This is a genomic window from Vibrio furnissii CIP 102972 (assembly GCF_000176175.1).
GTDB classification, from domain to species: Bacteria; Pseudomonadota; Gammaproteobacteria; order Enterobacterales; family Vibrionaceae; genus Vibrio; species Vibrio furnissii.
In genome coordinates, this window is record NZ_ACZP01000015.1 from 24,775 (window position 1) to 45,873 (window position 21,099).

Genomic DNA, 21,099 nt, shown 5'->3' on the forward strand with positions numbered 1-21,099 from the left:
TGTGAAAGACTTATTAAACTTTCTAAAAGCACAGCACAAGACCGAAGAATTTGATGCAATCAAAATCGGTCTGTCTTCACCTGACATGATTCGTTCATGGTCATTTGGTGAAGTGAAAAAACCTGAGACCATCAACTATCGTACGTTCAAACCTGAACGCGATGGTCTTTTCTGTGCGCGTATTTTTGGCCCGGTAAAAGACTACGAATGTCTTTGTGGCAAATATAAGCGTCTGAAACACCGTGGCGTTATCTGTGAGAAGTGTGGCGTTGAAGTCACGCAAACTAAAGTTCGTCGTGACCGTATGGGCCACATCGAACTGGCTTCTCCTGTTGCTCACATCTGGTTCCTAAAATCACTGCCGTCTCGTATCGGTCTGTTGATGGATATGCCACTGCGCGACATCGAACGTGTGCTTTACTTCGAAATGTACGTGGTGACTGAACCAGGCATGACTGACCTAGAACGTGGTCAGATGCTGACTGAAGAAGAGTATCTGGATCGCCTAGAAGAGTGGGGCGACGAGTTCACTGCGAAAATGGGTGCAGAAGCGATCAAAGATCTGCTGTCATCTATGGATCTGCTGGCTGAAGCTGAGCAGATGCGCGAAGAGCTGGATACGACGAATTCAGAAACTAAACGTAAGAAAGTTACGAAGCGCCTGAAACTGGTTGAAGCATTCGTTGCATCAGGTAACAAACCTGAGTGGATGATTCTGACTGTGCTTCCGGTACTTCCGCCAGATCTACGTCCGCTAGTACCGCTAGATGGCGGTCGCTTTGCGACATCCGATCTGAACGATCTATACCGTCGTGTGATTAACCGTAACAACCGTCTGAAACGCCTTCTAGAGCTTGCTGCTCCGGACATCATCGTACGCAACGAAAAACGTATGCTACAAGAGTCTGTTGATGCGCTTCTGGATAACGGTCGTCGCGGCCGCGCGATCACAGGTTCGAACAAGCGTCCTCTGAAATCTCTTGCTGATATGATCAAGGGTAAACAAGGTCGTTTCCGTCAGAACCTGCTTGGTAAACGTGTAGACTACTCAGGCCGTTCTGTAATCACAGTAGGTCCTTACTTGCGTCTGCACCAGTGTGGTCTTCCTAAGAAGATGGCACTTGAGCTGTTCAAACCATTCATCTACAGCAAGCTGGAAACTCGTGGCCTAGCAACGACGATCAAAGCTGCGAAGAAAATGGTTGAGCGTGAAGAAGCGGTTGTATGGGATATCCTGGATGAAGTTATCCGTGAACACCCAGTGCTACTGAACCGTGCACCAACACTTCACCGTCTAGGTATTCAGGCGTTTGAACCTGTTCTAATCGAAGGTAAAGCGATTCAGCTACACCCACTTGTGTGTGCGGCGTACAACGCGGACTTCGATGGTGACCAAATGGCGGTACACGTGCCTCTAACTTTAGAAGCACAGCTAGAAGCTCGTACACTGATGATGTCGACAAACAACATTCTGTCGCCAGCGTCAGGTGATCCGATCATCGTACCTTCTCAGGACGTTGTATTGGGTCTGTACTACATGACTCGTGAAAAAGTGAACGCTCTGGGTGAAGGCATGTACCTGGCTGGCCCTAAAGAGGCTGAAAAGGCATACCGCACGAAGACGGCTTCACTGCACGCACGCGTTAAAGTACGTATCACGGAAACCGTGGTTGACGAAGACGGCAATCGCACAACTGAGACCAAGATGGTGGATACCACTGTTGGTCGTGCAATGTTGTGGCAAATCGTACCGAAAGGTCTGCCATATAGCGTTGTGAACCAGAAGCTAGGTAAGAAACAAATTTCTAACCTGCTGAACGAGGCGTACCGTAAACTGGGTCTGAAAGACACCGTTATCTTCGCAGACCAAATCATGTACACCGGTTTCGCTTACGCGGCACTGTCAGGTGTTTCTGTTGGTATCGACGATATGGTTGTACCACCTGCGAAATACACTGAAATCTCCGAAGCGGAAGAAGAAGTACGTGAAATCCAGGAACAGTTCCAGTCTGGTCTGGTAACTGCTGGTGAACGCTACAACAAAGTGATCGATATTTGGGCATCAACCAACGATCGCGTTGCGAAAGCGATGATGGAGAACCTGTCGTCTGAAATGGTGATCAACCGTGATGGCGAAGAAGAGAAACAAGAGTCGTTCAACAGCATCTACATGATGGCCGACTCCGGTGCTCGTGGTTCTGCAGCGCAGATTCGTCAGCTTGCTGGTATGCGTGGTCTGATGGCTCGTCCAGATGGTTCGATCATCGAAACGCCAATCACAGCGAACTTTAAAGAAGGTCTGAACGTCCTTCAGTACTTTATCTCAACGCACGGTGCTCGTAAGGGTCTGGCGGATACAGCACTGAAGACAGCGAACTCAGGTTACCTCACCCGTCGTCTGGTAGACGTTGCTCAAGACGTTGTTGTTTATGAGCACGACTGTGGCACCCATGAGGGTGTTGACATGATGCCTCACATCGAAGGTGGTGACGTTAAAGTTCCTCTGACTGAGCTTGCGCTGGGTCGTGTGGTTGCTGAAGACATCCTGAAGCCAGGTACAGAAGAAGTGCTTGTTCCTCGTAACACGCTTCTAGATGAGAAATGGTGTCAGGTTCTTAACGACAACTCTGTTGACCGTATTAAAGTTCGTTCAGTGGTAACTTGTGACGCTGACTTCGGTTGTTGTGCACTGTGTTACGGTCGTGACCTAGCACGTGGTCACTTGGTGAACCAAGGTGAAGCTGTGGGCGTTATCGCGGCTCAGTCAATCGGTGAACCGGGTACACAGCTAACCATGCGTACGTTCCACATCGGTGGTGCGGCATCGACAGCAGCAGCAGAGAACAGCATCCAAGCGAAGAACAACGGTTCTGTGAAACTGCACAACGCGAAGTTCGTAACGAACAAAGATGGCAAGCTGGTGATTACTTCTCGTGCATCTGAACTGACCATCATTGATGAGTTCGGCCGTACGAAAGAGAAACACAAACTGCCATACGGCTCTCTACTGAGCAAAGGTGACAACGATGCAGTTCAAGCGGGCGAAACCGTAGCGAACTGGGAAGCGCACACCATGCCAATCATCACTGAAGTGGCAGGTCGCATCCAATTCGTTGACATGATCGATGGCGTCACTGTTTCTCGTCAAACGGATGACCTCACCGGTCTGTCTTCAAGCGAAGTGACCGATGCAGCCGCTCGTCCAGCAGCAGGTAAAGATATGCGTCCAGCTATCAAACTTGTGGATGAGAAAGGTAACGATGTCCTGATCCCTGGTACCGATATGCCAGCTCAGTACTTCCTACCTGGTAAAGCGATCGTGAACATCGACGATGGCGCTGAAGTGAATGTGGGTGACACACTGGCTCGTATTCCTCAGAAATCTGGCGGTAACAAGGACATCACCGGTGGTCTACCACGCGTTGCTGACCTGTTCGAAGCACGTAAGCCGAAAGAGCCTGCGATTCTTGCTGAGTACACAGGTACTGTGAGCTTCGGTAAAGAGACCAAAGGTAAGCGTCGTCTCGTGATCACTCGCGATAGCGGTGAAGTTTACGAAGAGATGATTCCTAAGCATCGTCAATTGAACGTGTTTGAAGGTGAGCGCATCGAACGTGGTGACGTGATTGCAGATGGCCCAGAATCGCCACATGACATTCTGCGCCTACGTGGTATCCACGCTGTGACCACTTACATCGCGAACGAAGTTCAGGAAGTTTACCGTCTGCAAGGCGTTAAGATTAACGACAAGCACATCGAAACAATCGTTCGTCAGATGCTACGTAAGTGTACTATTACTCACGCAGGTGACTCTGAGTTCCTGCCTGGTGAGCAAGTAGAATACTCACAAGTGAAGATCGCCAACCGTGATCTGGAAGCTGAAGGCAAAGAGCCAGCACGTTTTGAACGTGAACTTCTGGGTATTACGAAAGCGTCTCTGGCAACAGAATCGTTCATCTCAGCCGCATCGTTCCAAGAAACGACTCGCGTTCTGACTGAAGCTGCGGTTTCTGGTAAGCGTGATGACCTACGTGGTCTGAAAGAGAACGTTATCGTGGGTCGTCTGATCCCTGCTGGTACTGGTTTTGCGTACCACCAAGACCGTCAATCTAAGCGTGAAGCTCAGAAAGAAGGTCCTTCAGCAGAGCAGGCTACCGACAACCTAGCAGCGCTGCTTAACGCAGGCTTCTCAGCTGACGAGTAATCGTTCTGATAGCAAAAAAGGCACCTTCGGGTGCCTTTTTATTTGCCTGCGATTCACGCTGGTGGTTTTCGTTGACGGTGAATCAAGCGAATACGTTAAGCGCCCGGCGGAATCGAAAGGCTATCTGCGATGAGCTGGATCAAACCATCTTCGGTTTCAAAACGCGACTCCAACAATTCCCCAACGTGCGACAAATCATCATCCAGCGTTTCCAGATCATCGTCTGCGTGGATGGTGGCGTATTTGTCGGTGAAATTGAGCAACGGCTCGGTGGTTTCGATGATCTGCGCATACGTTTGATTGATTTCATCTGTGGCATGAAAACCGGTCGCATGCCATGTGTTCATGACCATATCGTAAATCTTAAAATGGCCTTCTGAAATGTAATCGACGAGCTCTTGGCTGAAGTATTGCAGCGCTTTGGGGGATGGAAGTTCGGTGACCGCAGCTTTGGTTGCGCAGGGTTGTAGCGCTGCGAGTTTGCAGTATTCGACGATCAGGTGCTGGCGCTTATCCAGCCAATGATCGATGACCTGACTCGAACCGCCCCATTGTTCTTGCGTTCGTTTAAGTTTTTTTAGCATGACCATGCCCTCATGATCGGGATCATTCAACGATGATCTTTCCTTTGCACGTTTGTTGTAGTGGTACAGCACAACGTCTTGTCCCTACTAGAATTTATAGATTTAAAATCAAATCTATACAAACTCTGGTATGAAATTAGATTGCCAGTAAAATGAACGAACTGCAAGCAATCAGGAGTTGGCATGTTAAAAAACAGTGACACAAAATCCGCTTATTGGTGTGTGGTTTCAGGCAGTGAGATCTGGACGATTGATGGGGAAATCCCGTTTGGCAACGGTGAGCAGTGGGATCTACCCGTTGAGGCGGCGATCAAAATCGATCAGCATCAGGGCGCGCCGGTGTATTGGGTGAATGCCTCGGATTGGGAGCGCGATCTGGCGTTGACCTCATTGCGTGACTTACTGCATGTGCCGGAGCCGCTGTTCCTGATGGCAAGCAAAGCGATTCAATACGGCCATATGAGCCAGAGCTTGCGTTTTTGCCCGCAATGCGGAGGCCGCAACTACCTTAACCATCGCGACTTAGCGATGCAGTGCCATGATTGCCGAACGTTACATTATCCGCGTATTTTCCCGTGCATTATTGTCGCGGTGCGTAAAGACAACGAGATTCTGCTGGCCCAGCATCCACGCCATCGCAGCGGTATGTACACCGTGATTGCGGGCTTTCTGGAAGTGGGAGAAACGCTGGAGCAGTGCGTTGCACGTGAAATCAAAGAAGAAACGGGTATCGCGGTGAACAACATTCGCTATTTTGGCAGCCAGCCGTGGGCATTTCCGTCCAGTATGATGATGGGTTTTCTGGCCGATTATGCGGGTGGAGAGATCAAGCCGGATTATTCTGAATTGAGCGATGCGCAGTGGTTTCGACCAACCGAAATGCCTCCTGTGGCGCCGCAAGGCACCATCGCCCGCGCCTTGATTGAGCAAACGCTCGAAGATATTCGTCTTACGTCGGAAAATAGATAAAAAAAACCCTCCGATTAGGGAGGGGGTAAGTAAGATGTCGTTATGAGATGCTGAGTACTGAATACTCAGTTTATAATTGTAGTTTTCGCTAGCGAACAAATTTGTAACATCGAAAAAGATTGTACGCAAATTAAGCATTGATTTAAAAGTTAATAACTTGATCTGGGTTGCAAAGCTCTCCGCTCATGAATAAAAATCAATGCTAGAATACGCCCCATAAATAAGCCCAAAAAAGAAGTGGAATACGGAATGACTGAATTAAAAAACGACCGCTATCTACGCGCTCTGCTCAAGCAGCCTGTGGATTGCACGCCGGTATGGATGATGCGTCAGGCTGGGCGATATCTCCCAGAATACCGTGCCACACGCGCTCAAGCTGGCGACTTTATGTCTCTGTGTAAAAACGCAGAACTCGCTTCTGAAGTGACGTTACAACCATTACGCCGTTTTCCGCTCGATGCCGCGATTCTGTTTTCAGACATTCTGACCATTCCCGATGCCATGGGATTGGGGCTGCGTTTTGCCGCGGGTGAAGGCCCGGTATTTGACCGCCCAATCACGTGCAAAGCAGATGTCGATAAAATTGGCTTGCCTGATCCCGAAGGCGAACTGCAATACGTCATGAATGCTGTGCGTCAAATTCGCAAGGATCTGCAAGGTGAGGTGCCGCTGATTGGCTTCTCTGGCAGTCCATGGACACTGGCAACCTATATGGTTGAAGGTGGCAGCTCTAAGGCATTCACCAAGATTAAAAAGATGATGTACGCCGAGCCTGCGACTCTGCATCTGCTACTGGATAAACTGGCGGACAGTGTGATTGAGTACCTCAACGCGCAAATCAAAGCCGGCGCGCAATCGGTGATGGTATTTGATACGTGGGGCGGCGTACTGACGCCACGTGACTACAACCTGTTCTCACTGCAATACATGCACAAGATTGTGGATGGCCTGATCCGTGAACACGACGGTCGCCGCGTCCCCGTGACGCTGTTTACTAAAAACGGCGGCATGTGGCTGGAACAGATCGCGGCCACCGGTTGTGATGCGGTTGGCCTCGACTGGACCATCAATATTGCCGATGCCAAAGCGCGTGTCGGTGAGAAAGTGGCGCTGCAAGGCAACATGGACCCATCCATGCTGTACGCGCCGGAAGCACGCATTCGTGAAGAAGTGGCGTCGATTCTCGATGGCTTTGGTCACGGTGGCACTGGCCATGTGTTTAACCTCGGTCATGGTATTCACCTCGACGTGCCGCCCGAAAATGCCGGTGTATTTGTGAATGCGGTGCATGAGCTGTCGAAGCCATATCACAAGTAAGCCAATACGATCAGCGCCCGACATGGGCGCTTTTTTACCATTTAAGGGAGCTGTTTTATACTTTAGGTAATCAGGAAGGAATGTGACCCATTAATGAAAACAAGAGACCGAATTGTCCATGCCGCGTTAGAGCTGTTTAACGAGCATGGTGAACGCCCGATGACCACCAACCATATCGCGGCACATATTGAGATCAGCCCGGGCAATCTTTACTACCATTTCCGTAATAAGCAGGAAATTGTGCGTGAAATTTTTGCGCTCTATTCGGCCGAGCTGATTGAACGCTTTACGCCGCTGCAAGGTCAATATGAAAGCCTGACCCTGCTCAAACACTACCTCGACTCCATCTTCACCCTGATGTGGAAATACCGTTTTTTCTACGCCAATTTGCCTGAAATTCTGCAACGGGACGAAGAGCTGCATGACGATTACATTCGCGTGCAAGAAAAACTGCAAACCAACTTGGTCAATATCATGCGTGCTTTTGTTGGCATGCAGTTGCTGGCACTCAATGACGATGAGATGAAAAAGCTGGTCACGACTTTACACCTGATTGCGTGCAGTTGGCTGGCGTATCAGTCGGCAATGTCACCGAAAACTCAGATCACTGAACAAGTGATTCACCAAGGCATGTTACAGATTATCTCGGTCATGAAACCAAATGCCACTGAGCAAGGACTCGAGCAGTTGCAGTTGCTGGAAGATGGCGTGCGCGCCATGCATGCTTAAACGAGATGACATATAACCTTTCATTCTTGTGCTGGTGGGCGTGAAACTGCTAGTTTCTGATGTTATTCCAAGGCTTTAAAGTAGCGCTCACTATGCATTATGACGTATTTAATGGTGATGCCGATGGCATCATCGCTCTTCTTCAACTTCATTTGGCTCAGCCCAGAGACAGCCAGTTGATCACGGGTGTGAAACGCGATATCGAGCTATTGGCCAACGTCGATGCACAATCCGGTGATACCCTGACCGTGCTGGATATCTCCATGGCGAAAAACCATCAAGCGCTGTGCCATGTGCTGAATAACGGCGCGCACGTGTTTTATGCCGATCACCATCAATCGGGTGACATTCCCCAGCATGGGCAGTTAGAGGCGCACATCAATCTGGATGCCAATGTGTGTACCGCATTGATTGTGGACGCGCTGCTTGACGGTCAGTTTCACCCTTGGGCCATCACGGCGGCTTATGGCGATAACTTGCTCAGTGTGGCCGATGCGCTGGCAGCCAAGGCAGGTTTCAGCGCTGAACAGGCCGAGCAGTTAAAACAGTTGGGGACCTTGATCAATTACAACGGTTATGGCCAAACGGTGAGCGACTTGCATTATCATCCGGCGGATTTGTTTCGCGCGCTGCAAGGCTACGTGTCGCCGTTTGATGTGATTGCAGATGCCCAATCGCCTTATGCGGTGCTGAAACAGGCGTATGAGCAGGACATCGCTCAAGCGCTGGCTAAATCGCCCTACTATGAGAGTGACACCTTGCGCGTGTTTGAATTGGCTGATGAAGCGGCCTCACACCGCGTGAGTGGGGTATACGGTAATTTGCTTGCCAATCAACGGCCTGAACAAGCGCATGTGGTGTTGACCGTGGCCGATGAAGTGCACTATACGGTATCGCTGCGCGCGCCCCTGAACAATAAGCAGGGGGCAGGAACGGTGTGCAGCCAGTTTGCCACCGGTGGTGGCCGAGAGGCTGCGGCGGGGATCAATCGCCTACCCAAATCAGAGCTGATGCGCTTCATCGATGGCGTGCAAGCCTATTACGCGGCGACAAATGCCTAGCGTATGGAACATGAAACAGGCCGCTCATTGAGCGGCCTGTTTGCTTTAAAGGTGATGGGATTAACGAGTCAGCCAGGTGCGCGGGTTTTCCGCTTTACTGTTGCGGCGAATCTCAAAATAGAGGGCGGGACGAGATTGCCCCCCGGTGTCACCAGCCAGCGCCAATGTTTCGCCAGCCGCGACTTTATCACCCTCTTTTTTCATCAGTGTTTGGTTAAAACCATATAGCGTCATGTCGCCTTTTCCGTGGTCCAGCAGCACCACTAAACCATAGCCGCGCAGGTATTCGGCAAACACCACCGTGCCCGGGTACACCGCTTTGACCGGCTGTCCGTAATTGGCATCAATCACCAGCCCTTTCCAATCGATTTGACCAGTTTGGCGTTCGCCAAATTGATGCAACACTTTGCCTTGCAATGGCCAAGGTAACTTACCGCGCTGACGGCTGATACCATCCATTGGCACGGCATTCCGTTTTGCAGCTTTCGCAATTTCGGCTTTGAGGCGGGTTTCATTGCGTTGCAATTCGGCCAGATACACTTTATCGCCCGAGATGCTTTTTTGAATGCTGCCCAGCGTCTGACGACGTTCGGATTGCGTTCTGGCCAGTTGGTCGCGTTTTTTCGTTTGTTGCTCCAGCAGCGCATTGATTTGGTCGCGCTCCAATTGCAACTGACGTTCGTTGTCTCGCAGCGCTTGACGCGTTGTTTCTAACGCCGCAATGGTTTCGGTTCGTGCTTTGGCCAAGTGCTGGTAATACTGACTGATGCGATCTTCTTCCACACCATTGTTGAGTAGATCGCCACTGGCTTTGGCGCGTTGTGTGACGTAATAGGTTTGTAGCAACTCGGCCAGCTTATCGGCCTGTTGTTGACGCTGCGCTTCCAACGCCGTTATTTTTTGCTGCAATCGACCAATGTTGGCATTGGATTCTGCCAGCTGGTTCTTGGTTTGTTTGATTTGGTTTTCCAAGCCGGAAATGCCCACTTCCTGTTGCTTCAGCGTGTGTTGCAACTGGTCGAGTGTTTTCTGTTGCTGCGATAACGATTGTTGCTGACGTGAGATCTCGCTCTTGACACCTTTTAGTTCCTGTTGCGTCGCGGCAAAGGCATGGCTGGAGAGCACGCCGGCACTGAGGCACAGAATGAGCAGGCTTTGACACAGGCGTGAAGCCGGCTGGTAAGTTGATAACGTCATGTTTTTACGATAATCGCGATTGGAAGCATGGAGCACTCAGTATACCCAATGTGCAGAATGAGGCGAGTGCAGCAGGTAAAAAGTTTGCAATTGTTCCAATGTCACGGGCAAAAAAATAAAAAAAGCCTCGAGCAAGTCGAGGCTTTTCATTCATCGTTCTGGCATTAAGAGAACAGGACGTGACCTGTCATTTCCGCTGGAATGTCTTGATCGGTCAGTGCCAGCATGGTTGGTGCTAGGTCAGACAGTTTGCCGCCATCGTTCAGGGCAATGTCTTTGCTGCCGACGTAGATCAGTGGCACAGGCAGGTTGGTGTGCGCAGTGTGCACGCCGCCAGTTTCTGGGTTCACCATCATTTCCGCGTTACCGTGGTCTGCTGTGATCAGCAGTTGACCATCTACTTCTTTGATTGCTTCAACCACACGGCCGATGCATTCATCAACTGCTTCACATGCTTTTACAGCTGCATCGTAAACGCCGGTGTGACCAACCATGTCGCCGTTCGGGTAGTTACAGATGATTGCATCGTATTTGCCTGATTTGATCGCGGCAACCAACTTGTCAGTCAGCTCTTTTGAACTCATTTCTGGTTGCAGGTCGTAGGTCGCAACTTTTGGCGAAGCCACCAGTTGACGTTCTTCACCTGGGAATTCACTTTCAACACCGCCGTTGAAGAAGAAGGTCACGTGTGCGTATTTCTCGGTTTCAGAGATACGAAGCTGCGTTTTGCCTGCTTTCGACAACCATTCGCCGTAGGTGTTATCCAGAGACGCTGGTGGGAATGCACATTGCAGCGGAATGTCTGCTGCGTATTGAGTCAGCATCACGAAGTCAACGGCTGGGAATGCTTTACGTTCGAAGCCCGCGAAATCGGTCACGAAAGTACGTGTGATTTCACGTGCGCGGTCAGCACGGTAGTTCATGAACAGCACCGCATCGCCATCACGCATGGCTGCTGAATCTTGGCCTTCAGCACGCACTTCAGTGGCTTTCACGAATTCATCGTTTTCGTCACGTGCGTAAGCGGCTTGCAGGGCTTCAACTGCAGAACCGAAGGTGAAATCACCGTGCGCTGCAGTCAGCAGGTCGTACGCTTTTTCAACGCGATCCCAGTTGTTATCACGGTCCATGGCGTAGTAACGACCAACCAGTGACGCGATGCGACCTTTGCCCAGTTTTGCGAATAGTTCATCAAAACGCTTTAGAGAGGCTTCTGCGCTGCGAGGTGGTGTATCACGACCGTCGAGGAAGCAGTGTAGGTAGATTTTTTCTGCGCCACGTGCCGCTGCCAGTTCAACCGCTGCGTAGATGTGGTCTTCATGAGAGTGCACGCCACCGGGTGACATCAGGCCCATCAGGTGAACCGCTTTACCCGCTGCGACGGCTTTATCGATGGCCGCAACCAGCACTTCATTTTTTTGGAATTCGCCGTCGGCGATCGCTTTGGTGATGCGCGTCAGATCTTGGTAAACGATACGACCCGCACCAATGTTGGTGTGACCCACTTCCGAGTTACCCATTTGACCGTCAGGTAGACCGACGTCCATGCCTGAAGCAGAGATAAGCGTGTGTGGATTGTGCGCCATCAGACCGTCAAGAACCGGTGTGTTTGCGTTGTTGATCGCGTTGCTTGAGTTGTCTTCGCGGTAACCCCATCCATCTAGGATCACCAGAGCCATAGGCTTCTTAGCTGACATAGTTATGACCTCGTCAAATTCAAAGTAACTAGAAATCGAAATTAGCGTAATTTTACTACACTTTGGTGCGCTTGCAGTAGGTTAAGATCAATGATTCTCCCTATCAATGCAATAAAACGTTGCCTATTGATCAAAATCGGCCAGTCCGTGGCCGCAGGTCGTTCTCAATACACCAATATGCTGGTGCCCATGACGGCCACCAGTGCACCCAGCCAGGCGAATCGATTCGGCCTTTGCTTGGTATAGACCCATAGTATAGGCAAAAGCATGATGGGTGTGGTGGAAGAAAGGAGCGCCACCATGCCCACGTTGCCCTCTCGGAGTGCGTAAAGAATCAATGTCATGCCCACCGCCATCGCCAGAAAACCGTTGAGGGCGGTGATGGCAAAAATCGTGCGGTTCATCGGTTGAGTCGCACCCGCCACGCGTGAGCCGGTGGCTCGCAACACACAGTGCGCCGCGAATGCCGTCATCATTCGAATCGCCGATGCGGCCACGGGATCAATCGCCGTTTGCATGACTGGTTTGGCGATGATGCCGCCCAGCGCCTGACACGTGGCGGCGGTGAGCCCAAGCCCAACCCCGATCCAGACGTTGCCGCGGATCATCTCCAGCGTGTTGTTGGTTTGACCTCGGCGCCCGAAAAAGATCGCCGTGAGCACGCCAGAAAAGACCAAGGCGGAGCCGAGCAGTTCGCCCGACGTCATGCGTTCGCTAAACAGGAAGTAGCCTAAAATGGCGGAAAACACCGCGTGGCAGGAGAAGAGCAACCCGGCCTGGCGCGGCCCCATGCGGTTGAGACACGCAAACAGCGCCGTATCGCCAATAAAAATTCCGATCAAGCCCGATAGCATCATCGGCGTGACCGCACTGACCTCGACGCTCGACCAGCCACCACTCAGCAGCGCAATGCTCCCCAAAATCACCGACGTGCATCCCATGCGCCAGCGGCTGTATGCAAAGGTGCCTAGATGGCGAGCGGGTGTCACCGACATCAGGCCAGCGATGGCCCACAAAAAGGCAGCGGCGAGCGCGAGCCACTCGAATCCCATAACATCGTCCTTGGGTATGCGGGAAAAATAGGCTCTCAATATGCCACTAAGGCTGGGGAAAACAAAGCAAATTCAAGGCGCCGGATGTCCCGTCCACAGGGGCATCCGACAAACGCGTTCAAGCGCTGGGGAGGTTATACTTTAAAGCGACTGATTTCTTGGCGCATCGCATCGGCCGCTTGGTGCATCTCGCTTGCACTTTCGCTGCTTTGTTGCGCTTGGGCGGCGAGATCATCCGAAGCGTCTTTGATGCCTTGCGTGTTGCGACTGATGTCTTCACTCACTGCGCGTTGCTCTTCAGCAGCACTGGCGATTTGCAACGCCATGTCGTTGATCTCATTGATGGCCTGCGTGATGCTGCTGAGGCTATCTTGCGCTTGCTGCGCGTAAGAGACGCTGCTATCGGCGAGCGAGGTACTGGCTTCCATGCTCTCCACCGCCTGCTGCGTATTGCGTTGCAGGGTTTCAATCATGGTGCGAATCTCTTCGGTGGAGCCGTGTGTGCGTTGGCTCAGCACGCGCACTTCATCAGCCACCACGGCAAAGCCTCGGCCTTGTTCTCCGGCGCGCGCTGCTTCGATGGCAGCGTTGAGTGCCAATAGGTTGGTCTGTTCTGCAATGCCTTGAATGGTCGACAAAATCTGGTTGATGCTCTGCGCGTTGCTTTCCAGTTCCCGAATCACGCTGGCAGCGCTGGTGACTTGATTAGCCAGATCGGTGATGGCTTGACGGTTTTTGCCAATCACTTGCTGGCCGTCTTCACATGCAGACGATGACGCTTGCGATGCGTTGGCAGTCAATTCCGCATGGCTGGCGACCTCGGCCGCAGTGGCCGACATTTCGTGAATCGCGGTGGCGATCTGGTTGACGTCGTCTTGTTGGTGTTTCACGCGATCCGTCGATTGAATCGACAGTGATTTTGCATGCTGCGCTTGGCTCGACAAGTTGTGACTGTGTTCCACGATGTCTTTGAGCATCATCTGCATCTGGCTGATGAACTGATTGACCTTCTCAGCCAGCTCACCAATTTCATCTTTGCGTTCAATATTGACGCGTTGAGTTAAATCGCCTTCCCCGCGTGACAGCTCTTCCAGCGCGCCGGACAGCACTTGCAGCGGTTGCAGCAGACGATTGACCACCCAAGTACTGGCCAAGGCGATCAGCACATACAGAATCAACGTGGCGATGGAGGTAAAGGTGATTTGCTCACTGACCGAGGCATACGCCATGTCGTGATCCACCACAATCCCCAGCAGCCAATTGGTGCCCGCAATCTTGCTGACGTAGATGAGTTGGTCATCGCGACCGGGCCATTGGATTTGGCGCGCATCATCTGCTGCAGCGAGTTGTTGCATGGTTTGAACATTCAGTTGGGCGTTCAGCTCGGTGAGTGGTTTTTGACTCAGCTTTTCATCTTGGTAAGCGACGATTTTATTGTTGCCATCGACTAAAAATGCAAAGCCATTGTTGTCGAGTTTGATGCTCAACACTTGTTTGATCAGGTTGGTGACTGTTAAATCTGCCGCCAAAACACCATCGCGTTTGCCGTGGAACGCTTTGGCAAAACTGACCACAATGCTACCGTCAAAGTCTTGATACGGTTCGGTGAGGATCAAGCCGTTGCTGGCCATCGCATCTTGATACCAAGGACGTGTACGTGGGTCGTAATCGGCTGGCCAATCTTCGCTTTTGTCGCCGTACGCAATGGTGCCGTCGTTAAAGGCGGCATACACCGACAAAAATTGACCGGCATGTTTGGTCAGTAACAGTTCACGGTCGGCATTGTCGCCACTGGCGATGCGCGGTTCGTTGGCTAACATCATGTCGCTGCGAATTTCGAGCCAGTCATTGATGTAGCGGTTGGTCGCGAGGCTGACGTTGGCCATCTCGCTGTTGATTGACTTCGTCGTCTCTTGCCGTAGCTGGCTGATGGAGTTCCACGCCTGCACACCACTGACGATGGCAATGATGATCGCTATCGCGACCTGAATTTTAAACTTTATTGTATGTCTCATAGTCTACCTTACCTGCCGGACAACCTGATGCCGCGAATAGATCGTACTGAAATTTAATCCAATAAGCGTGAATAGTTAATTTAAATTACTGAAATACGGTAATTTTTAATGTTTTATCACCAAAAGCCTAAGAAATTATCGTTTCAATTAACTTGATCGGGATCGATTATTAATTGATCAACAGTCGTGTGGATAAGGGAATTATGGACGAAAATGATGAACTCGTGACTTGTGTGCCAGAAAACACAAGTCACGAGTGAAGCCGGTTAGCCCAGAATGGCGGCGGTAATATAGACGATGACCAAACCAATTAATCCAATAATTAAGCCAGTTTTGGCCATATCTTTGCTTTGAATCAGGCCGGTCGAGTAGGCGAGGGAGTTGGGCGGGGTCGACACTGGCAGAATCATCCCCAATGAGGCGGAGAATGCGACCACAACCAACAGGCCTTGCAATCCGCCCACCTCGTTGAGGCTGCTCATGGTGGTGCCAATGGCAGCGGCAATTGGCATCAACAAGTTCGCGGTGGCGGTGTTGGACATGAAGTTGGCCATCAGCCAGCAGACCAGCGACAGCGTGATCACCACCGACATCGGCGACAGCGATTCATAATCGATGGCATGTGCCAGCGCTTGTGCCAAGCCGGTCTGTTCCAAACCAATCCCAATGGCTATCCCCCCGGCCACCAACCACAGCACATCCCAGTTGATCTGCTTCAGCTCTTCTTTGCCCATGATGCCCGTCAGCGTAAACACAGCCAGCGGAATGATCGAGACTACATAAGTGTTCATGCCGTGCAGTGATGTGGTCATCCACAGCACAATGGTGGCGGCAAAGGTGAGATACACCACGATGGCGCGCCAGTTGCGCTGAAACGTGCCGTCGAGTTTGAGTGTCATGGTCGGTTGCGATGAAGGAAACAGCTTTTGCAGCAAGAACCAAGCGATGGTCAATTGGATCATCACAAACGGCAAGCCCATCATCATCCACGATAAAAAGCTGATGCTGTTCTCACCGGTCAAATATTGCAGGGCAATGGCGTTCGGCGGTGTGCCGATGGGGGTGGCAATCCCGCCGGTGTTTGCTGCAATCGGAATACACAGCACCAGCGCTTTAATGCCCAAATCGCCTTTGGGTGCTGAGGCAACAATCGGCCCAAGCAGCGCCAGCATCATGACCGTGGTGGCGGTGTTGGACATGAACATCGAGAACACCGAGGTGATCAGCATCAGGCCGAGCATGATGTATTTCGGTTGGTTGCCAAAGGGCTTAAGCAGTACGCGTGCTAAGTTGTTGTCGAGTTCGTACTTCGACGCTGCAATTGCCAGCGCAAATCCCCCCATAAACAGAATGATGATGGGGGGATGAAAAGGCACTGAAAATGTCGGTATACGGCAGCAAGTGGCCGAGTTCATGACCATCGACCGGTGCGCGGAACGGATGCAGCCCTTTGTCGGAGATCATCACCAATTCCAACGCAATGATCAGAATCGACGTGGCAAACACTGGCACAGGTTCCAGAACCCACAACAGGGCGGCTAATAAAAAAATCGCCAAAAGACGGTGTTGGACCAATGTGAGATCGTCAATTGGGATGGCATCGATGGGCAACATCAATACCAGAATCGGGAGTCCGAAACTGAGTGCGAGCCGCAGGAGAAGGCCCTTATCCAGAGTCTGCATAGCGTCTTCCTTGGTGAGTTCGACAAGATTGCAGCTAGGGTAACGCGTTGAATGACAAAGGTCTTAGAGGGGTGACAAAGTTTTACGTTTTTGGCGCGCTGGGCGAAAAGAAGTGTGCTGGCCGTCAAAAACAAACATCCCGGCGCGCGGGCCGGGATGTGAATGGCGATTAAGCTTTGTGGGCGTATGGCGCGCCAAGGCGAGTGGTGACGTTGAGCTGCATGCTATCATCAAAACGAATCGCATCTTTTGCGAACAGGTTAATGACGGTCGACCCCAGCTTAAAGCGGCCCATCTCTTCCCCTTTTTTCAGCACAACGGCTTTGTTGCCAGTTGCGGGGTAATCCCAACGGTAGACTGTGTTGCCGCGCGGTGGTGTGACGGTGCCGGCCCAGACGAGTTCAATGCTGCCCACGATGGTGGCGCCAACCAGCACTTGGGCCATTGGGCCGAATTCTGTATCGAAAATACACACCACGCGTTCGTTACGCGCGAACAGATTTGGTACGTTGGCTGCGGTCAATGGGTTCACCGAGAACAGATCGCCCGGGACATAAATCATCTGGCGCAATGTGCCGTCACATGGCATGTGTACGCGGTGGTAGTCACTCGGCGATAGGTAAAGTGTGGCGAACTCACCGGCCGTGAATTCTTCGGCCAGTTTGGCATCGCCGCCAAGCAGCGTTTGCGCGGAGAAATCATGGCCTTTCGCTTGAATCAGTTTGCCGTCGTGGATGGGGCCAAACTGACTGACGCACGCATCGGCGGGGTGCGTGATCACGTCATCGCCTTGTGCGAGTGGGCGAGCATCCGGCTTGAGTTCACGGACAAAAAATTCATTAAAAGTTTTAAAATGCTTTGGATCGGAGTGCAATGCTTCGTCCATGTTGACGTTGTATTGCTTGATAAACCAGCGAATGATGGCTGTGGTTAGACCGCCGGCTTTGGCTGATGCCAATTTGCCCATCAAACGGGTCAGGCCGTGTTGTGGAATCCAGTATTGCAGTCCAACTTTAATCTTGTCCATTGTAAGTCATTCCAATGTGTTTAATTTGGGGTGTTTAATCTTTGGGCGCGGAATGTTACTGAAAATCGTGAATGATGTCAGCATTTATCCCCGCAAGAACGAGAACCGCTCTCGTTTTATCTCACTGACGAAAGCGGAACCACGTTACAGATCGGCTTTTTTATTCCGCGAGTATTGTCGGTTAGCTTTGTTTTCCACCATGCTTTCGATGATGCGATGATAGTTCTCAAAGCGTGTCGCACTGATCTCACCTTTTTCGACGGCTTCACGCAGCATGCAACCCGGATCATCGCCGTGTTTGCAGTCGCGGAATTTACAGCCCCCTAGATAAGGACGGAACTCGACAAACGCTTTGGTGACATCTTCCGCTTCCAAGTGCCAGAGGCCAAATTCGCGTACCCCCGGTGAATCGATCAGATTGCCGCCGGATGGAATATGGTACAGACGCGCCGCCGTTGTGGTGTGTTGGCCCAGACCTGAGTTTTCAGAAATTTCGCCTTCTTCCACCATTTCGTCCAATTCGGGCATCAGCGCGTTCACTAAGCTGGATTTCCCGACTCCGGATTGACCGACAAAAATATTGGTGCGATCGCGCAGTTTGGCTTCCAGCGCTTCAATGCCTTCGCCACTGTTTTTACTCACGTACAGCACGTCGTAGCCAATTTTCTCGTAGGCCGATAACCACTGTTCATACTGCGCGCGCTGGTCTTTATCCAACAAGTCGACTTTGTTGAGCACCAGCAATGGGGCGATGGCGAGCGTTTCGGCAGCAATCAGATAGCGGTCAATGATATTGAGCGACAACTCAGGCAGCACCGACGAGACGATGACCATCTGATTGACGTTGGCCGCAACGGGTTTTAACCCATCGTAGTAATCGGGACGTGTCAGCACGGAGGTGCGTGGTTCAACCGCTTCCACCACGCCGGAAATCCCCGCCATGGTTTCGATGCCCGGACGCCAGATCACGCGATCGCCAGAGACCAAACTCTCAATGCCCCGGCGCAGGTTACAGCGATGAATGGCCTGAGTTTCAGGATCTTCAATATCCGCATGTTGACCGAAACGGGTGATCACCAAGCCAGTTTTGGCGTTCTCCAGCATCGACTCATCCCACTGAACGGTTTCTTCCTGCTTCAGTTTGCGGTGCTGGTTATTTCGTACGCGCCTTACCTGACCTTTTGTCAGCTTCTTTTTCTTTGCCACTCTGTTCTACTTTCGTGTTGCTGGACGGCATGAAGGAAGAGATTGTTCCCCTTCGCCGCCCGGTTTAGTACGTGTTATCAGACACAGCCGATAATTTGATTTGTACAGACTTGGGTATATAGTACCTGCTTTATCGACAAACCTATATAGGTACTCCTCTATGTCTTTTAGCGATCAAAACCTAATCTGGATCGATTTAGAGATGACAGGCTTGGATCCTGAAACCCATAAAATCATCGAAATCGCGACCATCGTGACCGACAGCCAGCTCAATATTCTGGCCGAAGGACCGGTATTGGCGGTGCATCAACCCGAGTCCGAACTGCAAAAAATGGACGATTGGTGTACCAACACGCACACCCAAAGCGGGTTGGTGGAGCGTGTACGCCAAAGCCAAGTGAGTGAAGACGATGCTGTGGCGCAAACCATCGCGTTTCTTGAACAGTGGGTACCTGCGGGCAAATCACCAATTTGTGGCAATAGTATTGGTCAGGATCGCCGTTTCCTCTACAAGCACATGCCGCGTCTGGAAGAATATTTCCACTACCGTTACATCGACGTCAGCACCATCAAAGAACTGACTCGTCGTTGGCAGCCAGCCGTGTTGGATGGATTTTCAAAACAGGGTAGTCACCTCGCATTGGATGACATTCGTGAGTCGATCGCGGAGCTACAATTTTATCGTTCGACCGTCTTTAGCATCTAAAAAAGGGCGTCGCATGGCTGGCCGCAACGGACGGTTGGCCTGCGTTGGCAGGCGGTGAATGCGCACGCTGGTGGCAAGTTCAGCACAATTTGATGGATGAATGTTCTGGGTTGCGCGCTTTTTCATCAACTGAAAAAAAATTAGATTTTTTTCGCGATAAGTTCTTGCATCACACAGAAATGCTCTTATAATTCGCAGCCCTAAACGACGGAAAACGTTGTTGATGCGACACTAGCTCAGTTGGTAGAGCGCAACCTTGCCAAGGTTGAGGTCACGAGTTCGAACCTCGTGTGTCGCTCCATTTACTTCAGGTAAATGGCAGAGTCTTCATCGTACTTAACGGTGACACAATACGGACGCGGGGTGGAGCAGCATGGTAGCTCGTCGGGCTCATAACCCGAAGGTCGTCGGTTCAAATCCGGCCCCCGCAACCAAATTCAGATGAAGTGCTTTGGCATTTTATCCTTGCGACACTAGCTCAGTTGGTAGAGCGCAACCTTGCCAAGGTTGAGGTCACGAGTTCGAACCTCGTGTGTCGCTCCACTTTCCTTTGGTAAAGTGGTGATAGCTCTCATCGTGCTTAACGATGACACAATACGGACGCGGGGTGGAGCAGCATGGTAGCTCGTCGGGCTCATAACCCGAAGGTCGTCGGTTCAAATCCGGCCCCCGCAACCAAATTCAGATTGAGTGCTTTGGCATTTAATCCTTGCGACACTAGCTCAGTTGGTAGAGCGCAACCTTGCCAAGGTTGAGGTCACGAGTTCGAACCTCGTGTGTCGCTCCAGTTTAGCCCGCATCGTGCTTAACGGTGACATGCGACACTAGCTCAGTTGGTAGAGCGCAACCTTGCCAAGGTTGAGGTCACGAGTTCGAACCTCGTGTGTCGCTCCAATTTAGCCCGCATCGTGCTTAACGGTGACATGCGAACACTAGCTCAGTTGGTAGAGGGCAACCTTGCCAAGGTTGAGGTCACGAGTTCGAACCTCGTGTGTCGCTCCAGTTTAGCTCTCATCGTGCTTAACGGTGACATGCGACACTAGCTCAGTTGGTAGAGCGCAACCTTGCCAAGGTTGAGGTCACGAGTTCGAACCTCGTGTGTCGCTCCAGTTGATAGCCCTCATCGTGCTTAACGATGACACAATACGGACGCGGGGTGGAGCAGCTTGGTAGCTCGTCGGGCTCATAACCCGAAGGTCGTCGGTTCAAATCCGGCCCCCGCAACCAATTTCTTCGTTTCAAGAGATCACTGCGCTAGACGCAGATTTTTTTACTCTTAAAACGGCAAAAGTTTGGCAAACCGCCAATGCTCTTTCTATAATGCTGTGAAGCATAAACCCCCTAAAAATAAACACGCTGCTGCGAGGTAGTGTGATTTTCTTTTTGTTTGCGACATTCGTCCGAATGTGCCCGCTTACCTGCTACAGACTGATTTTGTACTGTTCATCAACAGACTTATCCACATTTTATTTCTGTGGATAACTTGGTGTATAAAGTGTTTTTCAGTAGCTGGAATGGTGACTTGCGGCAGGATCTTTTTTGGCAACTCAGGTTGAGTGATAATACGGGTTTTTCTGTAACTCGTTGTTTTTATTAACTTTAATTGACTTGTTAGCAACAAGCATTCCAACAAAAAAAGATCATTAACTGTA

General features: G+C 51.2%; 13 protein-coding genes, 9 tRNA genes and 1 pseudogene. 15 read left to right on the plus strand and 8 right to left on the minus strand.

Annotated features, from left to right (window positions below):
• The first annotated feature begins 1 nt into the window (after window position 1).
• Window positions 2-4,204 carry a DNA-directed RNA polymerase subunit beta' gene (rpoC, locus tag VFA_RS17825; protein WP_004728260.1) on the plus strand — a complete coding sequence of 1,401 codons (4,203 nt, stop codon included), beginning with the start codon at window positions 2-4 and terminating at the stop codon, window positions 4,202-4,204.
• 95 nt (window positions 4,205-4,299) lie between these two features.
• On the opposite strand, the gene rsd is transcribed toward rpoC, so the two are convergent.
• Window positions 4,300-4,788 carry a sigma D regulator gene (rsd, locus tag VFA_RS17830; RefSeq protein ID WP_172475400.1) on the minus strand — a complete coding sequence of 163 codons (489 nt, stop codon included), beginning with the start codon at window positions 4,786-4,788 and terminating at the stop codon, window positions 4,300-4,302.
• Window positions 4,789-4,971: 183 nt separating this feature from the next.
• Here rsd and nudC point away from each other — a divergent pair, with 183 nt between their 5' ends.
• The 4 genes from nudC to VFA_RS17850 all read left to right on the plus strand — a co-directional run bounded on the left by nudC (window position 4,972) and on the right by VFA_RS17850 (window position 8,864).
• A complete protein-coding gene (nudC, locus tag VFA_RS17835; RefSeq protein WP_004728262.1) occupies window positions 4,972-5,757 on the plus strand; it encodes an NAD(+) diphosphatase in 786 nt (261 codons plus the stop codon).
• Window positions 5,758-6,006: 249 nt separating this feature from the next.
• The gene (hemE, locus tag VFA_RS17840) at window positions 6,007-7,074 is read left to right on the plus strand and encodes a uroporphyrinogen decarboxylase (RefSeq protein WP_004728263.1); all 1,068 of its coding nucleotides are present in this window, start codon (window positions 6,007-6,009) and stop codon (window positions 7,072-7,074) included.
• A gap of 93 nt (window positions 7,075-7,167) precedes the next feature.
• Entirely contained in the window at window positions 7,168-7,803 is a 636-nt protein-coding gene (locus VFA_RS17845; protein WP_004728264.1) for a TetR/AcrR family transcriptional regulator, read from the plus strand.
• 92 nt (window positions 7,804-7,895) lie between these two features.
• Window positions 7,896-8,864 (plus strand): hypothetical protein, encoded by a 969-nt coding sequence (locus VFA_RS17850; protein ID WP_004728265.1) that lies wholly within the window; start codon window positions 7,896-7,898, stop codon window positions 8,862-8,864.
• Between the two features lie 60 nt (window positions 8,865-8,924).
• Here VFA_RS17850 and VFA_RS17855 read toward each other — a convergent pair whose 3' ends face one another.
• From VFA_RS17855 to rsgA, 7 genes and pseudogenes are all read right to left on the minus strand, one after another.
• Window positions 8,925-10,061 carry a murein hydrolase activator EnvC family protein gene (locus tag VFA_RS17855; protein WP_004728266.1) on the minus strand — a complete coding sequence of 379 codons (1,137 nt, stop codon included), beginning with the start codon at window positions 10,059-10,061 and terminating at the stop codon, window positions 8,925-8,927.
• A 164-nt stretch (window positions 10,062-10,225) separates the two neighbouring features.
• Window positions 10,226-11,758, minus strand: a complete 1,533-nt coding sequence (gene gpmM, locus VFA_RS17860) for a 2,3-bisphosphoglycerate-independent phosphoglycerate mutase (RefSeq protein ID WP_038152503.1) — start codon at window positions 11,756-11,758, stop codon at window positions 10,226-10,228.
• A gap of 164 nt (window positions 11,759-11,922) precedes the next feature.
• On the minus strand, window positions 11,923-12,810 hold the full coding sequence (locus VFA_RS17865; RefSeq protein ID WP_004728268.1) for a DMT family transporter: 888 nt from the start codon (window positions 12,808-12,810) through the stop codon (window positions 11,923-11,925).
• A gap of 134 nt (window positions 12,811-12,944) precedes the next feature.
• Window positions 12,945-14,825: a methyl-accepting chemotaxis protein gene (locus VFA_RS17870; RefSeq protein WP_004728269.1), complete on the minus strand. Its 1,881-nt coding sequence runs from the start codon at window positions 14,823-14,825 to the stop codon at window positions 12,945-12,947.
• A 266-nt stretch (window positions 14,826-15,091) separates the two neighbouring features.
• Window positions 15,092-16,508, minus strand: a pseudogene (locus VFA_RS17875) (SLC13 family permease).
• A gap of 169 nt (window positions 16,509-16,677) precedes the next feature.
• Window positions 16,678-17,535, minus strand: a complete 858-nt coding sequence (gene asd, locus VFA_RS17880; RefSeq protein WP_004728270.1) for an archaetidylserine decarboxylase — start codon at window positions 17,533-17,535, stop codon at window positions 16,678-16,680.
• A gap of 144 nt (window positions 17,536-17,679) precedes the next feature.
• Entirely contained in the window at window positions 17,680-18,741 is a 1,062-nt protein-coding gene (gene rsgA, locus VFA_RS17885; protein ID WP_004728271.1) for a small ribosomal subunit biogenesis GTPase RsgA, read from the minus strand.
• A 160-nt stretch (window positions 18,742-18,901) separates the two neighbouring features.
• On the opposite strand from rsgA, the gene orn reads away from it, so the two are divergent.
• From orn to VFA_RS17935, 10 genes are all read left to right on the plus strand, one after another.
• A complete protein-coding gene (gene orn, locus VFA_RS17890; protein WP_004728272.1) occupies window positions 18,902-19,447 on the plus strand; it encodes an oligoribonuclease in 546 nt (181 codons plus the stop codon).
• Between the two features lie 225 nt (window positions 19,448-19,672).
• A tRNA-Gly gene (locus VFA_RS17895) sits at window positions 19,673-19,748 on the plus strand.
• A gap of 56 nt (window positions 19,749-19,804) precedes the next feature.
• A tRNA-Met gene (locus tag VFA_RS17900) sits at window positions 19,805-19,881 on the plus strand.
• A gap of 33 nt (window positions 19,882-19,914) precedes the next feature.
• Window positions 19,915-19,990, plus strand: a tRNA-Gly gene (locus VFA_RS17905).
• A gap of 58 nt (window positions 19,991-20,048) precedes the next feature.
• Window positions 20,049-20,125: transfer RNA gene (locus VFA_RS17910), tRNA-Met, on the plus strand.
• A 33-nt stretch (window positions 20,126-20,158) separates the two neighbouring features.
• Window positions 20,159-20,234, plus strand: a tRNA-Gly gene (locus VFA_RS17915).
• A 31-nt stretch (window positions 20,235-20,265) separates the two neighbouring features.
• Window positions 20,266-20,341: transfer RNA gene (locus VFA_RS17920), tRNA-Gly, on the plus strand.
• A 31-nt stretch (window positions 20,342-20,372) separates the two neighbouring features.
• A tRNA-Gly gene (locus VFA_RS17925) sits at window positions 20,373-20,449 on the plus strand.
• Window positions 20,450-20,480: 31 nt separating this feature from the next.
• Window positions 20,481-20,556: transfer RNA gene (locus VFA_RS17930), tRNA-Gly, on the plus strand.
• A 41-nt stretch (window positions 20,557-20,597) separates the two neighbouring features.
• Window positions 20,598-20,674: transfer RNA gene (locus VFA_RS17935), tRNA-Met, on the plus strand.
• The last annotated feature ends 425 nt before the right edge of the window (window positions 20,675-21,099 follow it).